The organism is Paenibacillus sanguinis 2301083 = DSM 16941, assembly GCF_000374825.1.
Classification (GTDB): Bacteria; Bacillota; Bacilli; order Paenibacillales; family Paenibacillaceae; genus Fontibacillus; species Fontibacillus sanguinis.
Genome location: NZ_KB895406.1, coordinates 1 through 17,160, shown reverse-complemented (window position 1 = coordinate 17,160; position 17,160 = coordinate 1). Strand labels below are relative to the sequence as shown.

21 protein-coding genes and 1 riboswitch are annotated in these 17,160 nt (G+C 48.6%); of the genes, 13 read left to right on the top strand and 8 right to left on the bottom strand.

Translation table 11 applies throughout. From position 1 onward, the window contains the following. Positions 1 to 226 (bottom strand): helix-turn-helix domain-containing protein (locus tag C557_RS0122420; RefSeq protein WP_018754090.1); only part of this gene is annotated, 226 nt, incomplete at its 3' end. A 168-nt stretch (positions 227 to 394) separates the two neighbouring features. Next, positions 395 to 552, top strand: a riboswitch (SAM riboswitch). Between the two features lie 101 nt (positions 553 to 653). Between C557_RS0122420 and C557_RS0122415 the strand changes: the two genes are divergently transcribed. From C557_RS0122415 to C557_RS0122395, 4 genes are all read left to right on the top strand, one after another. After that, the gene (locus C557_RS0122415; protein ID WP_018754089.1) at positions 654 to 1,673 is read left to right on the top strand and encodes a methionine ABC transporter ATP-binding protein; all 1,020 of its coding nucleotides are present in this window, start codon (positions 654 to 656) and stop codon (positions 1,671 to 1,673) included. Continuing rightward, on the top strand, positions 1,670 to 2,338 hold the full coding sequence (locus tag C557_RS0122410; protein WP_018754088.1) for a methionine ABC transporter permease: 669 nt from the start codon (positions 1,670 to 1,672) through the stop codon (positions 2,336 to 2,338). Before C557_RS0122415 ends, C557_RS0122410 begins: the two co-directional genes overlap by 4 nt. 58 nt (positions 2,339 to 2,396) lie before the next feature. Next, on the top strand, positions 2,397 to 3,278 hold the full coding sequence (locus C557_RS0122405; RefSeq protein WP_018754087.1) for a MetQ/NlpA family ABC transporter substrate-binding protein: 882 nt from the start codon (positions 2,397 to 2,399) through the stop codon (positions 3,276 to 3,278). Between the two features lie 362 nt (positions 3,279 to 3,640). Continuing rightward, entirely contained in the window at positions 3,641 to 4,414 is a 774-nt protein-coding gene (locus tag C557_RS0122395; RefSeq protein ID WP_018754085.1) for an SDR family oxidoreductase, read from the top strand. 131 nt (positions 4,415 to 4,545) lie between these two features. Here the strand turns inward: C557_RS0122395 and C557_RS0122390 are convergent, their stop codons facing one another. Then, the gene (locus C557_RS0122390) at positions 4,546 to 4,791 is read right to left on the bottom strand and encodes a NifU family protein (RefSeq protein ID WP_018754084.1); all 246 of its coding nucleotides are present in this window, start codon (positions 4,789 to 4,791) and stop codon (positions 4,546 to 4,548) included. Between the two features lie 76 nt (positions 4,792 to 4,867). Here C557_RS0122390 and C557_RS0122385 point away from each other — a divergent pair, with 76 nt between their 5' ends. Further along, a complete protein-coding gene (locus C557_RS0122385) occupies positions 4,868 to 5,101 on the top strand; it encodes a DUF1450 domain-containing protein (protein ID WP_018754083.1) in 234 nt (77 codons plus the stop codon). An 11-nt stretch (positions 5,102 to 5,112) separates the two neighbouring features. Here C557_RS0122385 and mqnE read toward each other — a convergent pair whose 3' ends face one another. After that, positions 5,113 to 6,219, bottom strand: a complete 1,107-nt coding sequence (mqnE, locus tag C557_RS0122380; protein ID WP_026263636.1) for an aminofutalosine synthase MqnE — start codon at positions 6,217 to 6,219, stop codon at positions 5,113 to 5,115. Positions 6,220 to 6,413: 194 nt separating this feature from the next. On the opposite strand from mqnE, the gene C557_RS0122375 reads away from it, so the two are divergent. Continuing rightward, positions 6,414 to 6,770, top strand: coding sequence for a HesB/IscA family protein (locus C557_RS0122375; protein ID WP_018754081.1), 357 nt, complete (start codon positions 6,414 to 6,416; stop codon positions 6,768 to 6,770). 89 nt (positions 6,771 to 6,859) lie between these two features. Here C557_RS0122375 and C557_RS0122370 read toward each other — a convergent pair whose 3' ends face one another. Together C557_RS0122370 and C557_RS0122365 are read right to left on the bottom strand one after the other, a co-directional pair. Next, positions 6,860 to 8,071, bottom strand: coding sequence for an AI-2E family transporter (locus C557_RS0122370; RefSeq protein WP_018754080.1), 1,212 nt, complete (start codon positions 8,069 to 8,071; stop codon positions 6,860 to 6,862). Positions 8,072 to 8,256: 185 nt separating this feature from the next. Continuing rightward, complete coding sequence (locus C557_RS0122365; RefSeq protein ID WP_018754079.1) at positions 8,257 to 8,481, bottom strand: hypothetical protein; 225 nt, start codon at positions 8,479 to 8,481, stop codon at positions 8,257 to 8,259. Positions 8,482 to 8,732: 251 nt separating this feature from the next. Between C557_RS0122365 and C557_RS0122360 the strand changes: the two genes are divergently transcribed. Both C557_RS0122360 and sda read left to right on the top strand, forming a co-directional pair. Then, positions 8,733 to 9,395: a YheC/YheD family protein gene (locus C557_RS0122360; protein WP_018754078.1), complete on the top strand. Its 663-nt coding sequence runs from the start codon at positions 8,733 to 8,735 to the stop codon at positions 9,393 to 9,395. A gap of 247 nt (positions 9,396 to 9,642) precedes the next feature. Beyond that, positions 9,643 to 9,786 carry a sporulation histidine kinase inhibitor Sda gene (gene sda / locus C557_RS0122355; protein WP_018754077.1) on the top strand — a complete coding sequence of 48 codons (144 nt, stop codon included), beginning with the start codon at positions 9,643 to 9,645 and terminating at the stop codon, positions 9,784 to 9,786. Between the two features lie 55 nt (positions 9,787 to 9,841). Here the strand turns inward: sda and C557_RS0122350 are convergent, their stop codons facing one another. Together C557_RS0122350 and C557_RS0122345 are read right to left on the bottom strand one after the other, a co-directional pair. After that, positions 9,842 to 10,090 (bottom strand): hypothetical protein, encoded by a 249-nt coding sequence (locus C557_RS0122350; protein ID WP_018754076.1) that lies wholly within the window; start codon positions 10,088 to 10,090, stop codon positions 9,842 to 9,844. Positions 10,091 to 10,166: 76 nt separating this feature from the next. After that, positions 10,167 to 11,168: an NAD(P)/FAD-dependent oxidoreductase gene (locus C557_RS0122345; RefSeq protein WP_018754075.1), complete on the bottom strand. Its 1,002-nt coding sequence runs from the start codon at positions 11,166 to 11,168 to the stop codon at positions 10,167 to 10,169. 382 nt (positions 11,169 to 11,550) lie between these two features. On the opposite strand from C557_RS0122345, the gene C557_RS0122340 reads away from it, so the two are divergent. Then, on the top strand, positions 11,551 to 12,744 hold the full coding sequence (locus C557_RS0122340; protein WP_018754074.1) for an NAD(P)/FAD-dependent oxidoreductase: 1,194 nt from the start codon (positions 11,551 to 11,553) through the stop codon (positions 12,742 to 12,744). Between the two features lie 2 nt (positions 12,745 to 12,746). Next, positions 12,747 to 12,998, top strand: coding sequence for a hypothetical protein (locus C557_RS0122335; RefSeq protein ID WP_018754073.1), 252 nt, complete (start codon positions 12,747 to 12,749; stop codon positions 12,996 to 12,998). Between the two features lie 93 nt (positions 12,999 to 13,091). On the opposite strand, the gene hemQ is transcribed toward C557_RS0122335, so the two are convergent. Further along, on the bottom strand, positions 13,092 to 13,838 hold the full coding sequence (hemQ, locus tag C557_RS0122330; protein ID WP_018754072.1) for a hydrogen peroxide-dependent heme synthase: 747 nt from the start codon (positions 13,836 to 13,838) through the stop codon (positions 13,092 to 13,094). Positions 13,839 to 14,069: 231 nt separating this feature from the next. Here hemQ and C557_RS0122325 point away from each other — a divergent pair, with 231 nt between their 5' ends. The 3 genes from C557_RS0122325 to C557_RS0122315 form a co-directional block, all read left to right on the top strand. Then, positions 14,070 to 14,363, top strand: a complete 294-nt coding sequence (locus tag C557_RS0122325) for a YuiB family protein (RefSeq protein WP_018754071.1) — start codon at positions 14,070 to 14,072, stop codon at positions 14,361 to 14,363. Positions 14,364 to 14,886: 523 nt separating this feature from the next. After that, on the top strand, positions 14,887 to 16,419 hold the full coding sequence (locus C557_RS0122320; protein ID WP_018754070.1) for a DnaD domain protein: 1,533 nt from the start codon (positions 14,887 to 14,889) through the stop codon (positions 16,417 to 16,419). Between the two features lie 552 nt (positions 16,420 to 16,971). After that, positions 16,972 to 17,160: transposase (locus tag C557_RS0122315; protein ID WP_018751263.1), on the top strand; the 189-nt coding region annotated here is incomplete at its 3' end.

The window sequence follows — 17,160 nt, the reverse complement described above, 5'->3', positions numbered from 1 at the left end:
ATTCCGTCACCTGTTTCTTTAGTTCCTTGTCTAAAGCATGAATCGGTTTCCTTCCCCGGTTCTTATGAACCAATCCTTGCGCTCCTCCCTCAGCGATGAACTTCTTCTTTAATCGAATGATTTGGCGTTCAGTCAGCCCTAGAGCCGCTGCTCCTTCCTTGTTCGTCATATGTCCCCCAAGAATTTTTTCCACCACAACTACCTTCTTTAATTCTGCTCTTGTCAATGTGAATGTCTCCTGTCCCATAGTGACATTATCTCAGAACAGTTATAGGGTGACATTATCACAGAAGAATAACACTGCTGCATTTTTTCTTTGACAAAAGCGGAAAAACTCATTATACTCATCAATAGTTTCATTTGATGTTATGAATGTAATATGATAATTTCATATTTCTTATCGAGAGAGGCGGAGGGAAAAGGCCCGATGAAGCCCAGCAACCGATTCGTTTATGGCACGGTGTAAGATACCGTAACGCCCCGGGAACGGATGTCATGGTGCTAATTCCTTCAAGACCAGACGGCATGAGCGTTGGTTTTGGCAGATGAGAAGGCATTGTCTTTACGTAAAGAGAGCCCTCTGATTCTGTGGGGCTCTTTATTTATATTCGGCTTGTAGAATTAGAAAATAACATAACAGGGGGTGAATACAAGTGATCGAACTTAAGGATGTGACCAAGGTCTACGGGGGCAAAAAAACTTCTACTGTAGCGTTATCGCGTTTGAATCTAAGGGTGAAAAAGGGAGAAATCTTTGGAGTGATTGGTCATTCCGGAGCAGGCAAGAGCACTTTGATTCGCTGTATCAACTTGCTGGAACGTCCTACGGCAGGCGAGATATGGGTTGGTGGTGTGGATCTGACGAAGCTGGGCAAGCGAGAACTGCAAGAACGGCGGCGCAAAATCGGCATGATATTTCAGCACTTCAACCTGCTGGCCTCAGCGACCGTTTACGATAATATCGCCTTCCCGCTAACGCTGATCGGAACGCCGAAGGCGTCTATAGCTAAGAAAGTAGACAGCTTGCTTGCTCTGGTAGGTTTGGAGGAGCATCGCAGCAAATATCCGGCACAGTTGTCTGGTGGGCAGAAGCAGCGGGTAGGCATTGCCCGGGCCCTGGCTAGTGACCCTGATGTGCTGCTATGTGATGAAGCTACCTCGGCACTGGACCCGCAAACGACGGACTCGATTCTCAAGCTGTTGCTCGATATTAATAAGCAGTTCCAACTTACGATTCTGTTGATTACTCATGAAATGCATGTCATTCAAAGCATCTGCGACCGAGTTGGGGTCATTCATCAAGGCGGAATCGTGGAGGAAGGTCCGGTGACAGAAGTATTCCTGAAGCCCAAGCATGAGGTAACGCAGGAATTTTTGCACCGCGAGAATGCGGGGCAGGAGAGCTTAAAGCTTGCGGCAGCCGCCTCGTCGGCAGCCAAAGGCAAGCTGGTGAAGATCACTTTCCTGGGAGCGCAGACTTACGAATCGGTGTTGTCCCGGGTCGTTAGGGAGACAGGCGTGAATTTTGCGATTTTGCAAGGTACTATCTCCACCATTAAGGATACGCCGTATGGCCAACTGACTGTCTCATTTGAAGGTGATAGACAGGATGTGGAGCAGACATTACGGCTGCTGCGGGAACGGGATCTTGATGTGGAGGTGCTTGAAGCATGAGTGAGCTGGATTTCAGTACCATTGATTGGGCGGAAATGGGCACGGCAACACTGGATACGCTGCAAATGATGGGATACGCTACCTTGTTTACGTTTATCCTGGGGTTGCCTCTAGGCGTCATGTTATTTGTCTTTTCACGTTCTCAATCCTTGGTATTAGGATGGGTTTACAGGATTATTTCGCTGGTTGTGAACATACTTCGTTCCGTACCTTTTATCATTTTGATTGTTGCTTTAATTCCGGTAACGCGGGCTATTATGGGGGTTTCAAGCGGGGTAGAGGGAACGATTCCACCGCTCGTCATCGGGGCGGCTCCATTTTTTGCCCGGCTAGTGGAGACGGCACTACGCGAAGTGGACCGTGGGGTTATCGAGGCTTGCCAGGCTATGGGGGCTTCGTCGCTGCAATTAATTCGCAAGGTGCTCCTGCCCGAAGCGTTACCAGGACTTCTGGCCGGGATGACAATCACCGTGGTCACGCTGGTCTCCTATACGGCGATGTCCGGTATGGTTGGCGGTGGCGGCTTGGGGGATTTGGCTATTCGCTATGGCTACTACCGTTATAAAAGTGAGGTTATGCTGGTTTCTGTTATCTTTATGATTATTTTGGTGCAGGTATTGCAAATGCTGGGCGACCGGCTGGTTATTCATTTTACGCGGAAATAAGGAAACCATAATATATAACCATATCCTTATTCAAAAATATTTTAAGGGGGAATCTGCTATGAAAAAATGGACTTTATCCGTACTGACACTGGCTTTGGTATTGGTGTTGGCGGCTTGCGGCAGCAACAATGCAGGGAACAATACAGCAGGGAACACGCCGGAAGGAAACACCTCGGCAGCAGAAGGAAATGCAGCGAATGGAGGCAACGAAACAACTTCAGAATCGGTGAAGCTGGTCGTTGGCGCTACAGTGCCTCATGCTGATATTCTTAAATTCATCGCTCCAAAGCTGAAGGAAGAAGGGGTGGAGCTGGAAGTCAAGGAATTTACCGACTATGTACAACCGAATGTACAGGTATTTGAGAAAGAACTGGATGCCAACTACTTCCAGCACCAACCGTATCTGGACGAACAAAATACGCAAAACAAATTTAATCTCGTGCCGGTTGTTGGTGTTCACGTGGAGCCATTTGGCGCTTATTCCAAAAAGTACACTTCGGCCGATGAGCTTCCTGATGGAGCGAAGGTAGCTATTCCTAATGACCCATCTAATGGTGGTCGTGCTTTGCTGCTCTTGCAAAATCAAGGCTTGATTAAGCTGAAAGAGGATGCGGGAATTACGGCAACTCAAAAGGATATTGCTGAAAATCCTAAAAATTTGAAAATCATTGAAGCTGATGCGGCTATGCTGCCTCGTCAATTGGAAGAAGTAGATCTGGCTTTGATCAACACGAACTATGCGCTCGAAGCTGACTTGAATCCGACGAAGGATGCTTTGTTCATCGAAGACAAAGAGTCTCCATACACGAACTTGTTGGTGGCTCGTCCGGATAACAAGGATTCCGAAGCCATTCAGAAGCTGGCCAAAGCGCTTACTTCCGAAGAAGTCAGAACGTTCATCAACGATACTTATGAAGGTGCTTTGGTGCCAGTGTTCTAATCTAAGCCAGGATGATTCATTTCCATGGCAATGCTCTCCCGCTGCGAATTGGGCAGCGGGATTTTTTTTGTGACTGGACGGGTGCTGGATAAGAAATAAACGATTCCCAGCGTGTCCATCCTCCCGTTTGTGGGAACGCACCGAATCTTTTATACTTAAAAGGAGTGTTCAAAAATCGGGTTTACAGGACCAAGAAGGTTGGATGAAGCTAGGGACTGAGTAGCGCAGCGTACGTACTGACGTGAGCACCGGAAGTCCCGGGTGAATTCAAGATTCGATGCCGAATCGACTCCTCGAATAGCTTCGTCTTGGGAAGACGAATTTTTGAACTACCTCTAAAAGGAGTGGGAGGAGGAGGAACGTTGAGTAGAAAGGTAGCCTTAATTACCGGGAGTGCAAAGGGCCTCGGGAAGAGGACGGCATTGACGTTGGCAGAGCAAGGTTTTGATATTGCGCTGAATTACGTACATAGCGAAGCGGAAGCGTTCTCCCTCCGTTCGGATATCCAGCAGCGGGGCGTGCGTTGCATTGCAGTGCAGGCTGATGTATCACGGCGTGAGCAAATTACTTATTTAGCCGGGCAGGTAGAGGAGCGGTTGGGGACAATTGATATTCTGGTCAACAATGCCGGCCCATTTATCAGGGAGCGCAAGCCCTTTGCCGATTATAGCCAGGACGAGGTGCTGGAGATGATTGAGGGAAATTTGGTAGGCAGCCTGCTGCTGGATCGGCTGGTGCTCCCAGGCATGCGCAAGAAGCATTGGGGGCGGATCATTCATTTCGGGTTCGGACATGCGGCGGAATCACGTGCTTGGCCACACCGTGCGGTATATGCTGCGGCCAAGACGGGACTGGTGTCCTTCACCAAGACATTGGCCGTGGAAGAGGCGCCCCATGGGATCACGGTGAATATGGTATGTCCCGGCGACATCCGTGGGGGCAATAAGGAAATCACCATTGAGGAAGCGCGGGAGCTTCAGGATGGGCAGACACCGCTAGGCAGACCGGGCAGTGGCGAGGATGTAGCGCGGGTTATCGCCTTCCTGTGTCATGAGGATTCTGATTTTGTCACCGGCAACATTATGGATGTGTCGGGTGGTTTGGACCCTGTTCGTCCCTGGATTAAGCCAAGCTGATTTGTAAATAACGGGCGAAAGTATAGCCTAATAGCAAAAAACCCGACCTCCGGCAAATGCCGAAGGGTCGGGTTTACTTCTCATACTCCACTTGAAGAAGAGCAAAATAGTTATCGCTTAGGTTGATGAGATTAGAATACTTGAACGACCTCTTCAACGCCTTCCACTTCTTCAAACAGAGCGCGCTCGATCCCAGCCTTGAGGGTAATCGTGGAGCTTGGGCAGCTACCGCAGGCTCCCATCAGCCGCAGCTTGACAATACCATCTTCCACGTCGACCAGTTCTACGTCGCCGCCGTCACGCTGCAGGAATGGACGAAGTTTGTCCAACACTTCCAGCACTTCATCATATAATTTATCTTGTACATGCTCACTCATTGTTTTCAACTCCTTTCTCGTCTTATTATATTATATAATGTCTAAAATTTAAATCCTTCTTCAGGGAGGCCCGAAGGTGAAGCATTTACTTGAATATTGTACCCGGAACGTTAGCCTGGGCACTCATGAGGCCATTCGCATCGTTCAAGAGCAATATGATTGCGAAGTTTACGAATATGGCTGCCTGACCCACTGCGGTACCTGCTATGCTTTCCCTTACGTCATTGTTAATGGCGAGCAGGTGGAAGCGGAGGATGCAGGGCAATTGGCCGCACGGATTATCCAGACAATCAGTAAATTCACGCCATAGGCCAAACCGGGTTATTCATACACGCGAACTTCGTTATAGAAGGTATCCCGTTCGACCGGGATACGTCCGGCTCCTTTAACGAGCCAGATCAGCTCTTTCAAGGTTAGTCCTTCCGGAGTTTGCGCCCCGGCAGCATGGCTGATTTGTTCCTTCAGAATCGTGCCGTGCACATCCGAGGCGCCGAAGGCCAACGCAACCTGAGTGAGCTGCACTCCAATATTGATAAAGTAAGCCTTGATATGGGGGATGTTGTCCAGCATCAGCCGGCTAATCGCAATCGTCTTCAAATCCTCGTAGGCCGAGTTCCGCCGCATGATGCTGGCATTCTTGTTGCGTGGTTGCATCGACAGCGGAATAAATACCTGGAATCCGCCGGTTTCATCCTGTAACTCGCGAATCTGCATCATATGGCGAATCCGGTCCTCATAGGATTCGACGGAGCTATATAGCATAGTGGTCGGCGTCTTCATTCCCAATTGATGGGCTGTCCGGTGAACGTCGAGGTACTGCTCAACGTTGGCTTTATCCACTTTCATTTTCTCACGGTATTGGTCCGACAAAATTTCCGCGCCACCGCCTGTTAATGATTCCAGTCCCGCTTCCTGCAGGCGCAGGAGCACCTCCTTGGTGCTGAGTCCGCTCAAGCGAGTATAAAATTCAATTTCGGCCGCCGTATAGGCTTTGATCGTGACCTGTGGGAAATTTTCTTTGAGGACTTTTAACGAATCTACATAATATTGGAACGGCACATGATTGTTATGTCCGCCCACGATATGAAATTCCCGAACCCCCGGGGTAATGTGCTGCTTCACGTAAGCCACCATTTCTTCCCCGGACAGAGTGTAAGCACCTTCTTCACCTTCATCCTTGCGGAAGCTGCAAAAAGCGCAGCGGGACTCGCAAACGTTCGTGAAGTAGAGACTCATATTCTCAATAAAATAAACCTTTTTGCCGTTTTTGCGCAAATTGACCTCGCCGGCAAGCTGGCCAATGCTCAAGATATCGTCGCTTTCATATAAGTAGACCCCATCTTCGAGGGAGAGACGTTCTCCGTTGCGGACTTTATCCGCAATTTCGGCCATTCTCTTGTCGGTATTCGGGGTAACCAGCGTGAACATAGCGTTCCCTCCGTTTCCAAGTGCAATCAATGCCTGGTACAATTACTGTATGAATTACCCTCCTATTATAAACCTCGTACCCCAAGGGGGCAACAATGATAACTGAAGGAAATCATTTCTGCAACAAGAAATATCACATTTGTTGAGGGAATGAGGGAGAAGGAGTATAATTTGCTTAAAGGAGTGTGAAGGTCATGATTACTATTACGGACAGCGCAATGGCGCGGATTAAAAATATGCTAGCTGAAGAAGAAACGCCGGGGATGTTCCTGCGAGTGGGAGTGAACCCTGGCGGCTGTAGCGGATTTTCCTACGGCATGGGATTGGACGATGAGGAAAGCGCGGAGGATGTCTATATGGAGATTAACGGCCTGAAAGTGGTTGTGGATAAAGAAAGCGTTCGTTATCTAAACGGTCTGGAAATCGACTTCAAGGAGTCCGGCATGAGCGGAGGCTTCACCATCCAGAACCCCAACGCCATCGCTACCTGCGGTTGCGGTCAGTCGTTCCGCATGAAGGATGAGGAAGGCCAACCGCAAGAGTGCGATTGAGTGAGCAGATTTAATAAAAAGCTGAAGGCCCTCGCGGTTCCCGCGGGGGCCTGTATTTTGTACAGTTATGAGTTAAGAGGGGCTATACCCTAATCTTTGGAGCCGGGCTGCGCCGCATCCGTAATGATCTTGCCGGAAGGGGAGGGGGCATTTGGCATATCCTCTATGACTGGATCATACAGATGGGAGCGCCGCTCGAACCACTGGAACAGATGGGAGAAGATGACCTTAAGCACGGCATATCCCGGAACCGCCAAAATGATGCCAAGCACACCGAACAGATTACCCGCCGTAAGAATCACGAAGATGATGGTAATCGGATGAATGCTTAGCGACTTGCCCATGATTTGCGGTGAAATAAATTTACCTTCAATTAACTGGACCACGGTCCAGACGATAATCAGCTTGACCAGCATGATTGGCGATGTCACGATGGCGATAATTAACGCCGGTGTAATAGCGATAGCCGGGCCCAAATACGGTACGATACTGGTGAAGGATGCGATGATAGCCAGGGTAAGTGAGTAGTCCAGGCCGATAATCACGAAGCCGATGTACATCAGGACGCCAATGCAGAAGCTGACGATAATTTGTCCGCGGATGTAGGAGCTGATCTGTCCGTTGACCTCTGTCATAACATGATGTGTTTGGCTGCGAAGCCGGACGGGCACATAACGAAGAATAAATTGCGGCAGCTTCTTGCCATCCTTGAGCAAGTAAAACAGGATGAAAGGAACGGTAATGATGGCCAGCACGACGTTCTTCACAGCACCAAGAAAGCCTCCGATACCGGACCAGGCGTTATTGAACAAATCGTTGCCTTGCTCAGCCAGCGAACGGGATAAATCATTAAAATCAAAGCCTAATGTCTGCTGGATTTGATGAAACAGGTCGCTGCCAATTAACAGAGTGAACTGTTCCTGCGCTTCCGTCATATAAGTGGGGAAGTTCTCGACAAGGCTCATAATCTGTTCCTGCACGAGCGGGACGACAGTCATGATGAGAATCGTAACCAGTCCTGCAATTAGCAGGTATAGGGCCGTAATAGTGTAAGCGCGGCGAACCCGCTTCTTCTCCAGCCAATTGACCAGCGGGTTAAGCAGATAGTAGATAGCTCCCGTCAAGATGATAGGCAGCAGTATCGTCTTCACTAATACGGAGATTGGCGTGAACACGAACGAAATTTTGGAGAATACCAAAATGTTCAAGCTGATCAGCAATAAGATAAGCAGAAATAAAACAAAGCGGTTGTTCAGGAAAAACTTCTTGAAGCGCTGACTCCAAAGCTCTGTACTTCTCATGCGATATGACCCTCCTGATTCTTTCTTGGCTATGAGGCAAATTAGTCTATGTAAATAATACGAATAAATGCGGTTAGGTTTCCACTTTTTAGAGAAAGACTCAAGCCAGCACCGGAGAAGGCTATGGATTGAGCTACGGTCCTGTAAACCCTACTTTTTGAACACACACTGTATGGCCCAATTATCTACAGAAACTGCCGATCCACCATTAGGGCGACCATAGCTGCCGCAATGAGTGAGAAGACGATACAGCCAGCCCCCAGGCCCTTGCGCGAGGACTTGACCATTTTAAGCCCTGTAAGGAATAAGGCTACAGTAATTCCCGCCAGCACCAGCGACATTGCGATCATGGCAAACCAATAAAGCATCTCAAAAAGCGAAGCCTCAAATGAATATTCCCCTGTATTCACTACCCGTTCCTCCCCTTTTCTAGCCGGATATAGACCATTGTTCCCCCATTAATATACGTTAATTCTTTCCATTTGCAAAGAAAAGCCCTTGGATAATCGCGGGGAAAAGGGGCTTAGGCCTTGGACAATCATCCAAGAATCTATAACTTCCTACGAGTAAAATGCTATATAGTGCGTGTTTAAAAAGTCGGTTTTCAGCACTACAAGATGACTTTTTGAACTACCACTTATAGTAGAAAGGGGATAGTGTCATGGCGGGAAGACAGTTAGCCAACAAATGGCTGAAGACCGAGGCGCTTCTAAGTAATGCGGAAGTGGCCACCCACATACCGCAGACCCGATTGTACAGCGCCGATGCCTTGAAGAGAATGCTGCATCAGTTTGGCATGGTTGTTATTAAGCCGCTCTGCGGGGGAGGCGGCTATGGCGTAATTAAGGTAACGTATTCCGGTGGTGTGTATGCGTTCACCTATGCATCGCGGAGATATTGCTTCTCCAGCTTCAGTGCCATGTTTCGTGCATTGAACCGGGCCAAGGCCAAGCGCAAATACATGATTCAGCAAGGGATTCATCTGGCTCGTATTTATGGCCGGCCTATTGATTACAGAGTTAAGGTTGTGAAAGAGAACGGAGTCTGGGGATATCGTTCGATGGTAGGACGTCTGGCTCGTCCTGGATTGTTTGTAACCAATCTTTGCAAGGGTGGGTCTATGCTGAGCGCTCGCGAGGGATTAAGTCGTTCGCTCGGACGCAAAGTCTCCGTCCGCAAGCGCCGGGAAATGCGCACGCTGACGAATACATGTATATCCATTCTGGAAGGCCATTTCCCCGGCGTTGGAGAGCTTGGATTTGATTACGGGGTGGACCGAAGCGGAAAGATCTGGATTTTTGAAGTGAATACAAGACCGCAATAAAATGCAACCAGCACAGAAATTCTCCAAAATCCTTTATTTAGGAGAAAATTTTCCGTCAAAATATGCGAACTGGTGTCCTGTGAATAACTTTTATCCACATTATCCCATCATATTTTTCAACGCTTTTCGATAATTACTAACATGTTGTTCACAGGATTTCCACAGGCATTTGTGGATAACAGGAACGCTTGTTCTACTAAACTTTTCCTGTTATGATGAGGGAAATACTAGAAAGGGCGTGTTACCAATGGCGTTGTTGACTGATGATTTACTTCTGGAATCCTACTATAAGGCGACTCAGTTACAGTTGGATCAAGAGTTTATCGCATTGCTGTTGGCTGAAATTCATAAACGAGAGTTGGAGCTTTCCCAATCTACCATGCTTCACTAGACTGTGGACAACTTGTCCAGTTTGATAGAGTGGTATGGAGTTATCCCCAGGCATTTCAAGGCGCTTGCCAGGCGTTCACATGATATAGATAAGCTTCATGACAATGCGGACATTGCACGACATGTTCGCAGCCCGAGGGACTGCGCTCGGAAATGACTGAGGTATATTGATCAGCGGAGCCGTAAGGACTGTAAGGTCCGGTATAGTCTTCTTTTTTTCCAGTATTCTCAAGGACGTATCCGCAATCAGGACAGGTCGCATTGAAGGCGGCCAAGCCGTTGCAGAGCGGGCATATATATGGCAAAGGGTATCTTCTCCTTTACGGTATAATGAAATCCGTAAGGTTAAGATACCCTTTTCTTTGTTAAATCATGTAAAAACTATAACTTAAGATTACTGCTGTGGCCCGGAGACAGCTTGGCCTCAGGATCAATGTAGACCTTGGCATTGTTAACGGCGGTTGGCGCCTCGCCGAAGCCGACAGCAATCAGATCCAGCTTGCCGGAATACGTCGTAATATCGCCTGCGGCAAAAATACCGGGAATCGAGCTTTCCATACGGGAATCGACAACGATGGAATTCCCTTGGATTTCGAGGCCCCATTCAGCGATAGGTCCCAGTGAAGAGACAAAGCCGAAGTTAACGATAACGTCATCCACCTCAAGCTCTTGGGTTTCCTTCGTCTTCACATGAGCCAACGTCACACGCTCAATCCGGTCCTCCCCATGCAATTCAGCGATTTCGGTTGGAGTGATGACTTGTACCTTGGAAGCCATCAATCTCTCTACGCTATGCTCATGAGCCCGGAACTTATCGCGGCGATGAATCAGGGTAACTTGTTCCGCAATCGGCTCCAGCATAAGCGCCCAGTCTACAGCGGAATCGCCGCCGCCGCTGATCAGCACCTTCTTGCCGCTGAAACGGTTCAAGTCGCTGACGAAGTAATGCAGGTTGGTCTTCTCGAAGCCAGCCGCATTCTCCAAGTCCAGTCTACGCGGCTCGAAAGCTCCGACGCCAGCCGTGATAATCAAGGCGCGTGCATAATGCACGTCTTTATCTGTGGTGACGACAAAATGCCGCTCATCCTTCTTCTCGATTTGTACCACACGTTCCTCAAGGCGAACGTCAGGGTTGAACAACTTAAGCTGCTCGTTCAGATTGTCGATGAGCTGTTGTCCCGTAACCTTCGGGAACCCGGCTACATCGTAAATATATTTCTCAGGATAGAGGGCAGCAACTTGCCCCCCAAGCTGAGGCATACTCTCAATCAGCTTGACGGAAGCTTTTCTCATTCCGCCATAAAATGCGGCAAACATACCTGCCGGTCCGCCTCCGATAATAAGGAGATCGGTGAATTCGCCGGCATTGTTTTGGGATGACACGGGCCAAACACCTCCAGATATTTTTCTGCACCTTCACAGGTTTTTATAATGTCAATTCTACTTTATTATAAACGTCATATCCTTTCTTGCAAAGACAGGTTGAAAACTGCCCTGAATCTGTAAAATAAAACGTAGAAAGTCCTATAGTTACGGGTAAAATAAGACTTGATCTTTTATGTAAAAGCCGATATCATTCAAATGTATGCATTCATATTTGTGACGAAAAAAGTACATTTGTGAAATAGGATTCCCGATTTTGGCGAATAATAGTATAGGTTAATAATTGTACCGAAGACTGTAATTTTATGTGTTAATTTTCACATTGAAGTTTTTGGGTTAATTTCAAATATAGAGCGCCCCAACTTGGAAGGAGAACAAAATCATGAGTACCATACCCAAAATTGTAATTCTTGGTGCGGGTTATGGTGGTATCCTTACCGCCCAGCGACTGCAAAAAGAACTGAATTACAATGAGGCAGACGTCACCCTGGTGAATCGTCATGACTATCATTATTTTACGACACATCTGCATATGCCGGCGGCCGGGACGGATTCGATCGAGCATACGCGGGTCGCTATATCCAAGCTGATCGACGAGTTCAAGATCGATTTGGTGAAATCGAACGTACAGGAGATTCGCCTGGCGGATAAGAAGGTCGTGCTTCAGGACGGAACTCTTTCATATGATTATTTGATCATTGCCTTGGGCGGAGAACCCGAATCGTTTGGCATTCCGGGATTGACCGAATATGCGATGACCATTCGCAGCATCAACTCGGTGCGGATGATTCGCCAGCATATCGAATATCAATTTGCTCTTTACAAGGCGGATGAGAGCCGTACCGATCGTCTGAACTTTGTCGTTGGGGGAGCAGGCTTCAGCGGCATTGAGTTCGTAGCTGAACTCGCAGACCGTATTCCGCAGTTATGCAAAGAATACGATGTAGATCCCAATTACGTGAACGTATATAACGTGGAAGCTGCGCCAACCGCTCTGCCCGGGTTTGATCCCGAACTGGTAGAATACGCTATGGACGTGCTTAAGAAAAAGGGCGTACAGTTTAAAATTGGCGTAGCGATCAAGGAGTGCACACCGGACGGGGTAGTTCTGGCCACTGGCGAGGAAATCAAATCCCAGACGGTCATCTGGACAGGCGGCATTCGCGGCAACCGTTTGGTTGAAGCTGCCGGCTTCGAGACGGCGCGTGGACGCGTGAAGATCGATGATTATTTGCGAGCGCCAAGCCATGACAATGTGTTTATTATCGGGGACAACTCGCTGATGTTCAATCCGGAAGGCCGTCCTTATCCGCCTACCGCGCAAATTGCCATGCAGCAGGGCGTGACCTGCGCACAAAACGTGGTAGCTTCTATCCGCGGCAAGGAGCTTAAGAAATTTGTGTTCAGCAATAAAGGCACGGTTGCTTCTTTGGGTAAGGGTGAAGCCATTGCCAGCGCCTTCGGCAAAAAATACAAAGGCTGGGGAGCAGCTCAATTGAAGAAGCTGGTCGACCTGCGTTATTTGTTCACCATCGGGGGAATTCCGTTAGTGTTGAAGAAAGGAAGATTCTTCTAATTATGCGCCATTGCAGTGTTCAAGTTCGGGGCTTGCTAACGCGGGAGGAACTGGATCGTTACAACGCGCTGATGGAGGTTGGCTCCTACCTTGAAGCGCAGCAGCGCCATGATTTGGCTTATACGATTCAGAAAGAAGTCGATGTGTTGATCCTCCCGGCGATTGAACGGCTGAAGGAGAAGAGTCGCGAGCGGGACCGGGCTACTGCGGAGTATTTGGAAACGCTGCGGTCCGAAGCGGAAGATGAATCATAAGATAATATAACAAACAAGGCGTGCCGTCTGGAGAGAGCGGCACGCCTTGTTTTGTTGTTATAGTATTAGTGGATAGCTATGAACCGGGATGAATTACAATTTCAGCATCTCGTCAAGCAATTCGGCATTGAGCAAATTGCCTACAAAGAATTGACCAAATTCCCCGTACCGTGCACTAACCTCATCAAAGCGCATCTCATAGACAAGCTTCTTGAATTGCAGAGCATCGTCGGCGAACAGGGTCACGCCCCACTCCCAGTCATCAAGGCCTACGGAGCCGGTGATAATCTGCTTGACCTTGCCAGCGTAGCTGCGCCCGATCATGCCATGGCTGCGCATCATAGCGCGCCGTTCGTCCATCGACAGCATGTACCAGTTGTCGGCGAGCTCGCGCTTCTTGTTCATCGGGTAGAAGCAGATGTGGTTGGATTTTGGCAGAACAGGCTGCAAGCGGGCCAACACTTCCGGATTGGCCTTCGGATCACCATCACCTGACCCCAGGTAATTGCTTAGCTCAACTACGCTGACATAAGAGTAGGTTTTGAGGGTGTAGTCGGCAAAAGAGGTTTTGTTGAAGGCATTTTCCAAAGCGTTAAGCTCCTCCAGCGTTTCCCGCAAATGCATAAATACGATGTCGGCCTTCTGGCCAACGATGGAATACACAGCATAGCTTCCATTCTTGTCCAGCTCAAGGCTGGCCCATTCCTGTAGAAATGTATGTAGCTCCTCCAAGGCTCCGGCACGTTCTTCATCGTCCGCCGCCTTCCAGGCTGCCCAATCTATGGTGCGGAAATCATGAAGCGCATACCAACCTTCCAAGGTCAAGGTTGCTTCGTTCATATCTATAATCACTCCTCGATCATTTTATAATTCTGCCACAAGTTTGCGGTTGCGCTTTCTCCATTGTAGCGCAAGGGGCGTAAAAGGGGCAAATGAGTTTTCCCATTTTTCCTCCAAAGTTCATTGCTTCGCTACATTTTTTCTAGTAAACTAACTACTAGCTTGAGTTAATGTGATTTATTTTATAGTTCCAGTGTTTTATCAAGGGATATGCAGAAGGGTGGGGGAGCGATGGGCTGGCTCATCGTGCTGGTGCTGATGGTGTTGTTCTTCGTCATGATGTTTGGCATCGGTTTTATTCTCAATATGCTGATGAAGACAACCTGGTTTCCCGCATATGTATTCATACTCATCATCTTGCCGATCGTCGTGTATACGCTGTGGGAGCATGATAAAGGCTTTGGAGCTTATTTGGCCTCGTTTGGGCTGGTTGACTATTTGACGGCATTTGCCGGACTTTGCGGTGCGCTGCTCAGTGGCTGGACTATTCAGAAGCTGCGGCAGGGCGGATACAAGATGTTCTAGAAGAAAATTTCATGTGGGGTTGTCCCAAGGCGGAGACGCATCTGCCAGGTGGGGCAGCCCTATTTTAATAGTGGATGAAGAAGCACGAATCGGGCCGTTCGCTGGCGTAAAATTTGCTATTTGCGTGAAGCATGGGTGAAAACGCCGATTTTTGCTGCAATGGGACGACTCAGGAAAGTCCCTTTTATGTTAAAATAAAGCCAGTCTATTTATAGAGGTAGTTCAAAAAGTCTCTTTCCAGAACGAAGCAGTTCGAGGAATAGATTCGACATCGAATCTTGAATTCAGCCGGGCTAAGCGTAGGCTTTCGTAGTATGTTTCTTGCAGAAACATTTCAGTTGCTCACGTACCCATGCTTCCGAAAGTCGTTTTCTCCAAAAACGTGTAGCTCCGCTACTCAGCCCCTGACTTCATCGGGACTCAAGCGTTTTGAAAAAACGCACATCGGAAGCCTAAGCTTCGGTCCTGCAAACCCGACTTTTTGAACACGTACTTATAGACATAGGGAAGGAGAGTTGGGGCCGTGCGGATAAGCAACATTTTGCATTTTACCGAGAATCACCGTTACTGCGTATACCGTGATTTCGGTCTCAGTCCCGTGGATGGCAAGATGCTGGGCCTCCTCTATCAGCCGATGGTAGGGGCATTTGCTGTCTCATTCTATCGCTTGCTGGCAGAGCAGGTGCCGCAGGAGCAGGTTGGATATTCCGGGGTGGAGCAGCAGCGCAAGCTGTTTCTGACCTTGGGCCTGGACCCTAGCGAAAAGGGGAGAAAATTTCTTATAGAACAGGCATCGCTGCTGGAGGCGGTGGGCTTGCTGCAGACAAGCCGCCTATACGCGCCGGATGGCGATGACTATATGTACGAATATGAGCTGCAACCTCCACTTTCGCCAGCAGAGTTTTTTCGGACTCAGCATTTAACGCTGCTGCTGCGCGATAAAATTGGCAAGTTTGCAGTGCTGGCGCTGCGGGAGCAGTTATTCAGCAGGGAGCCGGAGGCTTGGTCCGGAGCCAGCCATAATAAAGAGAATCTCAGCATTCCTTTCTATGATATATTTGAGCTGAACACCCATTCGATTGATTACGAGCTGGAGCAGGCGATTGCCGAGACATCCATCGCCAGACAACCTGGGATGCGTCTTGCTTCTGAGGAAGAAGAGATTAATTACGCAGATATTATTCTGCGCTTTCCGCGGGAATCGGGGAATCGGGCCTTTGTGGAGGGTCTGCGCTTCGACCATGAAGGCATGGGGGTCATTAATTATGTTGCTCACAAGTATGATCTGACCGCCCAGGATATATGCCGCTTGCTCGATGAAGATGGTGTATTCGATCCGGCGGGTGGACTCCAACTGGACCAGCTGCAGCATCGTGCCAATTTGCAATTCCGGCAAGGGAAGCGACGGATGGAGGAACGTGAAGTGATGTATGGCAAAATCGCTTCGCTGCGTGCGGAAGAAGAGCAGCAGCCAGCGTCAACAGCCGGGGCACTGCCTGAAGAGGTAGCTGTGCAAATGGAATTTTACGTAGAGGTGCCCCCGCAGTTCCGGAGTAAATGCGATATTCATCAGTACAATATGATGCTTCGCAATGAGCCGTATACCCGGCTGCTGAAGACGTTTTTCCCGGGGACGGTTCCTGATAATATGCTCGACATTTTTGAGAAAATTGACCTTAACTACAAGCTGCCCGGCGAGGTCATCAACGTATTGATTCATTATTTGATGTCGCTATTGACTTCTGGCGGGGAGCAGCGGATCAATCGTAACTTCGTGGATGCGATTGCGGCGAATATGCTGCTGAAGCAGGTCAATACGTACGAGCAGGCCGTGCAGTATATTCGTGATCAGGCGAAGGTGAAGGAGAAGACGGCAGGAGCTGCCGCCGCAGGCAGCCCGCGGCCACGGAACTATGGCGGGCGATCAGCCAAGGCGAAGCCGGAGATTCCGATTGTGCAGCAGACGGTGGAGGATGCAGCAGTCTCTGAGGAAGAATTCGCTGAGCTGGTCAAAATGGCCGAACGCCGCAAGGCCAACAAGCAAAAGAAAATATAATAAAATTTTCAGCTCAATCTAAAAATTAGGCGTTGATCGTTAGCAAGACTTATGAGGCGAATTGCACGTATCCCAAGAATTTGCTGAATACCGCTGGTTCCCAGGCTCTAATCGGGGATTTCTCTTCTTATTATAGAGGTTGTTCAAAAAGTCGTCTTCCCAGCACAAAGTTGTTCAAGGAGCGGGTTCGACATCAAATCTTGAATTCAGCCGGGCCTGGCGTAGGGCTTCCGTAGTACGTTTCTCGCAAAAACATCGGAGTTGCTCGCGTATTCCTGCTTCCGAAGTCGTTTTCTCCGAAAACGTGTAGCTCCGTTACTGACGTCCCTGGCATCATCGGGGCTCAAGCGTTTTGAAAAAACGCACATCGGAAGCCTAAGCTTCGGTCCTTAAGATTCGACTTTTTGAACATGCACTTATAGGGAAAAACTCCCGCTAAATGGCCCAAATCCGCCAGAAATCGGGAAATTATATGGATTTCTAGAGCTAGAATAAAAAGTGGACACCTCGTTAAGAGAAAAAGATAATAAAACTAACTGAGGAGGTGTTCACGTGGGTGAGCAGCGGAATCGCTATAACGAAGAATTTAAAAGACAAACAGCTAAATATCTCCATGAACAGACGAAATCGGTGGAGGAAATCGCCTTAGAGATGGACATCCCAGCAAAGACGTTGCATGCCTGGAAAGCCAAATATCGCGAGTTCAAGAATGAGTCCATCTCCAGTGTGGAACGGCTTCGA

Excerpts from the sequence above, each read along its gene's own strand:
- hemQ (WP_018754072.1), bottom strand. The coding sequence starts at position 13,838 with ATGAACGAAGCAACCTTGACCTTGGAAGGTTGGTATGCGCTTCATGAT.
- C557_RS0122390 (WP_018754084.1), bottom strand. The coding sequence starts at position 4,791 with ATGAGTGAGCATGTACAAGATAAATTATATGATGAAGTGCTGGAAGTG.
- C557_RS0122360 (WP_018754078.1), top strand. The coding sequence starts at position 8,733 with ATGGCGGGAAGACAGTTAGCCAACAAATGGCTGAAGACCGAGGCGCTT.
- C557_RS0122410 (WP_018754088.1), top strand. The coding sequence starts at position 1,670 with ATGAGTGAGCTGGATTTCAGTACCATTGATTGGGCGGAAATGGGCACG.
- C557_RS0122325 (WP_018754071.1), top strand. The coding sequence starts at position 14,070 with ATGGGCTGGCTCATCGTGCTGGTGCTGATGGTGTTGTTCTTCGTCATG.
- C557_RS0122405 (WP_018754087.1), top strand. The coding sequence starts at position 2,397 with ATGAAAAAATGGACTTTATCCGTACTGACACTGGCTTTGGTATTGGTG.
- C557_RS0122375 (WP_018754081.1), top strand. The coding sequence starts at position 6,414 with ATGATTACTATTACGGACAGCGCAATGGCGCGGATTAAAAATATGCTA.
- mqnE (WP_026263636.1), bottom strand. The coding sequence starts at position 6,219 with ATGTTCACGCTGGTTACCCCGAATACCGACAAGAGAATGGCCGAAATT.
- C557_RS0122340 (WP_018754074.1), top strand. The coding sequence starts at position 11,551 with ATGAGTACCATACCCAAAATTGTAATTCTTGGTGCGGGTTATGGTGGT.
- sda (WP_018754077.1), top strand. The coding sequence starts at position 9,643 with ATGGCGTTGTTGACTGATGATTTACTTCTGGAATCCTACTATAAGGCG.
- C557_RS0122370 (WP_018754080.1), bottom strand. The coding sequence starts at position 8,071 with ATGAGAAGTACAGAGCTTTGGAGTCAGCGCTTCAAGAAGTTTTTCCTG.
- C557_RS0122335 (WP_018754073.1), top strand. The coding sequence starts at position 12,747 with ATGCGCCATTGCAGTGTTCAAGTTCGGGGCTTGCTAACGCGGGAGGAA.